At 64.1% G+C, this 3,377-nt stretch carries 6 protein-coding genes and 1 pseudogene; 5 read left to right on the top strand and 2 right to left on the bottom strand.

The annotated features are described in order from the left end of the window. The coding region (locus ACH2EI_RS20395; protein WP_395161413.1) for a peptidoglycan-binding protein at positions 1–921 on the bottom strand (921 nt) is incomplete at its 3' end. A gap of 157 nt (positions 922–1,078) precedes the next feature. Between ACH2EI_RS20395 and ACH2EI_RS20390 the strand changes: the two genes are divergently transcribed. From ACH2EI_RS20390 to ACH2EI_RS20370, 5 genes are all read left to right on the top strand, one after another. Continuing rightward, positions 1,079–1,615: a sigma-70 family RNA polymerase sigma factor gene (locus ACH2EI_RS20390; RefSeq protein WP_395161411.1), complete on the top strand. Its 537-nt coding sequence runs from the start codon at positions 1,079–1,081 to the stop codon at positions 1,613–1,615. Between the two features lie 5 nt (positions 1,616–1,620). Beyond that, positions 1,621–1,908, top strand: coding sequence for an anti-sigma factor family protein (locus tag ACH2EI_RS20385; protein ID WP_395161409.1), 288 nt, complete (start codon positions 1,621–1,623; stop codon positions 1,906–1,908). After that, on the top strand, positions 1,905–2,195 hold the full coding sequence (gene nrtS, locus ACH2EI_RS20380; RefSeq protein WP_395161407.1) for a nitrate/nitrite transporter NrtS: 291 nt from the start codon (positions 1,905–1,907) through the stop codon (positions 2,193–2,195). Before ACH2EI_RS20385 ends, nrtS begins: the two co-directional genes overlap by 4 nt. Next, positions 2,185–2,397, top strand: a complete 213-nt coding sequence (locus ACH2EI_RS20375) for a hypothetical protein (RefSeq protein WP_395161405.1) — start codon at positions 2,185–2,187, stop codon at positions 2,395–2,397. Before nrtS ends, ACH2EI_RS20375 begins: the two co-directional genes overlap by 11 nt. Positions 2,398–2,503: 106 nt before the next feature. After that, positions 2,504–3,019: a hypothetical protein gene (locus tag ACH2EI_RS20370; protein WP_395161403.1), complete on the top strand. Its 516-nt coding sequence runs from the start codon at positions 2,504–2,506 to the stop codon at positions 3,017–3,019. Between the two features lie 163 nt (positions 3,020–3,182). On the opposite strand, the pseudogene ACH2EI_RS20365 reads toward ACH2EI_RS20370, so the two are convergent. After that, positions 3,183–3,377 (bottom strand): annotated as a pseudogene (locus ACH2EI_RS20365) (NAD(P)/FAD-dependent oxidoreductase); the annotation flags it as partial.

Raw genomic sequence — 3,377 nt, 5'->3', positions numbered from 1 at the left:
GTTTGCGATGAGATCCTGGAAGTAGTCCGCGATGTGCACCGGAATGCGCACACAGCCGTGCGATGCCGGAGCCAGCGGCACATTGATCGCTCCATGGACCGCGATGCCGTCGTTGAAGTAGACCGGGTTCCACATCGACCCGAGCGCGCCGTGACGGATCCCCTCGACTCGCCGGAAGTATTCGAAGACCCCTGCCGGGGTCTTCGAGCGTCCACAGATGTCCTTCTCGACCGGTTCGTCGAGCAGGTTGCCCCGTTCGTCGGTGTCGACCGTGACGAGTTCGCACCACTCGGCAGGGTCACCGTTCTCGTCGAGTTCGCCTGAGGCCATGTGCGATATCACGACTGGCTCGTCGCGATGGAAGATCGCCAGGACCTGCTCGGGAAGGTAGATCTCGGTGTGGTTCGCCTGCGCGTTCGTCGATCGGCGAGGCTTGATCGTCATCGGGAGGCGCATCTCGTCCCAGACGCTGGGTGTCACCACACCGGTCGGTTGGGCGCTGGGGACACCGAGGAGGAGTTTCTCGAATGCCCAGACGGCTCGACGGGTTGCATCACCGAACCAGCCATCTACCGGGCCAGGATCGAAGTGCAGGTCGCGCAGACGCTGCTGGAGCGACGCGACGTCGTCGTTGACCATCCCGAACCCGAGTTCCCGGTTGATCGAACCGGGCGAGTCAGCGCTGTTCGGCTCGACCACCGGCACCGACGTGCTCGGGGGAACGGATGGCGAGTTCGGGCTCGTGCTGGTCGGAGCTTGCACGTCGTCGGCGCCGATCGTGGTGTTGTCGGGCGTCCGGAGCCAGACGGCCAAGGGGAGACCAGCCACTGCTCCGGCGACGAGCAGACGTCGACGGGTGTAGGTGGCCGGCGACTCATTGCGCCGCTGACTCGGTGTGCTCGGTTCGTTCTGATTGGACATTGTCACCGTCGCAACGCACCGCCGTCGACGAGTGCGCCGATGTAGTGCCGGAAGTGCACGTGTTCGATATGTCGACGAAGGCTCACCTCTGGCGAACCCTGCTCGGCATGATGAGCTTCCCGGGAATTTCGGCCCCAAGTCGTAGTGTTCCTTGTCAGTGAGCGACGCAACAACCGACGACACCGCGTTCGAACGGTATGTACTTCCCGAGATCGAAGTGCTCCTACGCGTCGCTCATTCCCTCACCCGTAATCACGCTGAAGCGGAGGACCTGGTGCAGGACACACTCCTGCGTGCCTACCGCGGGATCGACGGATTCGATGGCCGGCATCCTCGAGCATGGCTGCTCACAATCTTGCGCAACACACACATCAACCGCAATCGTCGCCGCCGTCCAGAGTTGCTCCGCGATCCGGACGCGACCGATCGGATGATCTCTGCCGCCTCGGACGAACGGACCGATGCAGGCGTCGACGACGAGATCGATGTTGAGATCATTCGCGCGCTCGACTCGCTCGACGAGCCATTCCGACGCGTCGTGGAGCTCGTCGACATCGACGGACTCAGCTACGCGGAGGCCGCCGAGGTCCTCGACGTCCCGGTGGGGACGGTGATGAGTCGCCTGCATCGTGGCCGAACCCGTATTCGCTACAGACTCGACAAGGTCGGCTTTGGTCCGAGGAGTCAACCGTGATCAGGATGTGGATGATGAAGCTGCGCCGCCGGACGCCGCCGGGCGCGATGAGCTGTCACCAAGTGGGCGAGGTCCTGCAGCAGTATCTGGACGGACACATCGACGCCGACAGCGCGAGCCGTATCGAGGTACATCTCGACGAGTGCCGCCGTTGCGGCATGGAGGCCGACACCTACGAACGCATCAAGTCGACCCTCGCAGCCCAGCGCCCGCAGGTTCCCGACGAAGCGGTCGCGCGGCTGCGGGAATTCGGTGAGCGGCTGGCACGCGGCGAGGAACCGACTTCACCATGACCGAGCCGAACACACGACCGGTGATGGTTCCACCCTGGTCGAGCACTCCGGATGCGTGTCGGCTGGTCCTGCGCGGCGTGACGTTTCGGACCTGCGCACGCGTGGCACTGGTGGTGGGCACGATCCTGACGGTCGTCAACCAGGGCTCCGTCATCGTCGGCGGTGACGCGAACGCCGCCACGTGGGTACGTGTCGGCGTCAACTACCTCGTGCCGTTCATCGTATCGAGCATCGGGTACCTGGCGCCGTTCCGCTATCGCCCCGAGGCGGACCAACATGGCACTTGACGCCGAATCTCACGAGCTTCGAGGCCGGCTGACGGCCCGAAGAACTGCAGGGCTTGCTCGGTTCGGTACCAGTGACTTCAGAACCTTCCACGTGGTGCTCGACGGCGTCATCGGCGTGCCTGCAGCGCTGTCCTCGGCACAGACGCTCGGCCTCAAGTCGGGTGCTGTCTTCGCTACCGCCGAGGTGCTGCGGATCTGGTGACCGGACAGTTCGCGGAATGCATCGCGCCCGCAGCGGGTTCCCGGTTCAACGAGGAGCTCGGCGAGTCGCGCCGGTCATAGCCCCGTTTGCTTCGAAGGAGCACAACATGACGACTTCCATTCTCGCTCTCTCCCTGTCGGGAAACTTCGATCCCGGCGCTGCAGTGCTGGCCGGAGTCGTCGGTGCGCTGGCCATGCTCGTGGTGATCTACGGAGGACGGATGATGGGCATGACCCGCATGGACCTGTTGCGGACCTTGGGCACCATGGTGGCGCCCGACGGATCGACCCGGACGGTGTACGGAATCGGCGTGATGATGCACATCATGATGGGGGCGCTGTTCGGGCTCGTCCACGCCGGACTCCTGACAGCGTTCGATCCGAGCACAGACGGCGGGGCGACCGTCCTCGGGCTCGTGTTCGGACTTGTCCACGGACTCGTCGTCGTGATGGCGATGCCGATGATGCTCGAGATGGCACACCCGCTCGTGCGCCGGGGTGACATCGAAAAGCCCGGGATTGCGCTCACCGGATTCGGCAACATGACCCCGATGGGTGTCACGGTTGCCCACGTCGTGTTCGGTCTCGTCGCCAGCCTGGTCTATGTCGGCGTCGTCGGCTGACACCGACGAGATGGTGTGATGGCATTGTGCGCTCTCCGGACGCTCGTGACCGGCTTTCGCTCGATCCCGCCCATGAGTGCCATACGAGAGTAGGTCATGCGGGCCGCGACCACCGTCGATATGCGCCCCTCAGGCAGGCACTTCGCGATTCTGGTTCGGGTCGTTAGAGCATCGAGCCGAGGTCGGATGTGACGGTGGGGTAGGCGGCGGTCATCGATTTGAGTTGTCGGGCGGTGAGGTCGAGTTTGATGGCGAGTGCGCAGAAGTTGATGAGTTCGCCGTATTCGGGGCCGAGCATGTGGGCACCGACGATCGTGTCGCTGGATGTATCGACGAGGATCTTGACCGCTGCGGTGGT

It is taken from the genome of Ilumatobacter sp. (assembly GCF_041688325.1).
Classification (GTDB): domain Bacteria; phylum Actinomycetota; class Acidimicrobiia; order Acidimicrobiales; family Ilumatobacteraceae; genus Ilumatobacter_A.
This window is presented reverse-complemented; position numbering and strand designations above follow the sequence as displayed.